The organism is Deinococcus apachensis DSM 19763, from assembly GCF_000381345.1.
Classification (GTDB): domain Bacteria; phylum Deinococcota; class Deinococci; order Deinococcales; family Deinococcaceae; genus Deinococcus; species Deinococcus apachensis.
In genome coordinates this window covers 1-2,080 of the sequence record NZ_KB906445.1, presented here as the reverse complement: position 1 = coordinate 2,080, position 2,080 = coordinate 1, and the positions used below count along the sequence as shown (strand labels likewise).

The window sequence follows — 2,080 nt, the reverse complement described above, 5'->3', positions numbered from 1 at the left end:
GCACCGGGACCGGACCAGGGGTAGCTGACCCCTCCGGCGTAGGGATCAGCGGAGTTGGACTGGACCTGGTCGCTCCACGGGTAGCTCACTCCCCCGGCATACGGATCGGCCACATCCGGTTGCGCCGCGCCCCGTTCCCCACAGGCTGCCAGGCCCAGCAGGATTCCCAGCACCAGCGTCGCGGGCGCGAGTGTGCGGACGAGGCGCGGCGCGGGTCTCATCGCACGACCTCGATGCCGGAGAGGCTGGGGAAGTCGGTGGTCGCCTTCAGGGTGATGCTGAGCTTGCGGTCATTGACCTGCACGTTGTCGAGCGTCTTCACGAGCGCCGTGTAGCGGCCACCGCTCTCCTGGAAGATGTCCAGCCCACCGATGCGCAGCGCGCCCTCGGCATAGACATCGAACACCCGGCGGCCCGCCTCGTTCCAGTTAAGCTCGGCGAAGTGCAGCTTGACCTGATAGGTGCCGTTGTTGATGGGAATGTCGAACGAGATCGTGCGCTGGTCCTGTGGCACACTGAGGTCGTCAAGCCGTCCCCGGTAAGACTTGTACAGAGTGTCGTTGTCAGTGCCCAGGATGTCGGCGGGACCGGTATAACCGCCCTTCGGCTCGTTAATAGCCAGCGCTGGCGTGAAGATCGCGTCCCCGTTCTGGTCCTTGTCAGGCAACCACACGTTGCCTGCCGGGTCAGTGAAGCCTGCGGCCCCGACGTTGATCAACATGGACGCGGGCTTGATGTTGGAGATGACGTAGTTGACGTCGTTGTAGTCGTAATTGATCCCGTTGTAGTCCATGATCATGTAGTACGTGTTGGGGATCAGGACGCCCGCACGGTCCTTGATGGGGAAGAAGCGGATGTGCTGGCCGCAGGGGCGGGCGCAGCCGTTGTTGCGGTCGGCGGTCTGGCTGTTCTTGGCCGGGTCACTCCACTCGGAGTCCACCTTGAAGCCGAAGGTCTTGGCCGCCGGGGTGAAGGAGCGCAGGCCGATGGGCGCCAGGGAACTGTTCAGGCGCGGCAGGACGGTCTGCCCGTCGACGCCCGCGTGGGTGAAGATGGTGCTCGTGGTGTTGCTGCCTTTGGCGTGCCAGTACAGCGTCGCAACGTTCCCCTGAGTGTGGTACGCCGCGAGCTGCCGCACCGTGACGGGCTGCGTCTCGTCGGCCCGCTGCCAGTACGCCGAAATCACCTCGTCGCCCTGGGGTCGCACCAGGCCCTTCTGGTTGATGTTGGCCTCGCCGCCCAGGAACGAGCCGATGTAGCCGAAGGCCTCGCGGATCTGGAAGATCGTCGGTTCCTGGCCGTTCTCGGACTGGCTCTGCCACAGCCCCATAAGCTGCACCGGGAGGCTGGGCATGTTCGGGTCGTTCGTGTTGATGGTGAGGGTGCCCTTGTGCAGCTTGTCGTTCGATGCCGTGAGGCCCTCGGCGACAAAGCGCACCCGGATGTCAGCCGACGAGCCGGGGGTGAGGTCGATGGGCAGCGAGACAGCGGGGTCGAGCGTCCAGGGTCCGCTGATGGGCAGCGAGCCGATCCGCATCGTGGCGGTCCCGGTGTTCTTCACCCGCACGGCGGCGAGGTTGTGGACTCCGTTGGGGGGCGGGCTGGCGAGCGAGCCGATGCGGCTGAACACCAGGCGGTCCTGCCACGGGCCGCCGTCGAGGTTCTCGATCTCGACCTTCGCCGTGCCGCCGTTGCCGGGCCGAGTCGCGCTCGCACTGGCCGCCGGGGAGGGGTTGCCGCTCGTGTCCACGGCGACGACCTGGTAGTACACCGTGACACCCTCGGGCACAGTGGTGTCAGTGTAGGTGGAGTCCTTGATGGGCTGGGGGGTCAGGAGCTGGAAGGGACCGCCCGGCGAGGAGGAGGCGAACACCTTGTAGCCCGCCAGATCGGTCTCGGTGTTGTCATTCCAATCGAGCGTGATCCCCGTGGCCGTGACTGCGGCGCTCAGCCCAGTCGGGGTGACGGGCGGGGTGGTATCGGAGGAGCAGCTCAGTTTGGCGTCGGCCCAGTCGGCGTGGTCGTAGTTGACGCCGTCACCGCCGTCATTCACCACCAGCTTGAGTTCATTGACGCCGCT

At 65.9% G+C, this 2,080-nt stretch carries 2 protein-coding genes; both read right to left on the bottom strand.

Going from position 1 to position 2,080, the window contains the following annotated elements:
* On the bottom strand, positions 1-221 hold a 221-nt coding region (locus tag F784_RS26515), incomplete at its 3' end, for a hypothetical protein (RefSeq protein ID WP_211211931.1).
* The coding region (locus tag F784_RS0121980; RefSeq protein ID WP_026332660.1) for a malectin domain-containing carbohydrate-binding protein at positions 218-2,080 on the bottom strand (1,863 nt) is incomplete at its 5' end. The genes F784_RS0121980 and F784_RS26515, both read right to left, overlap by 4 nt.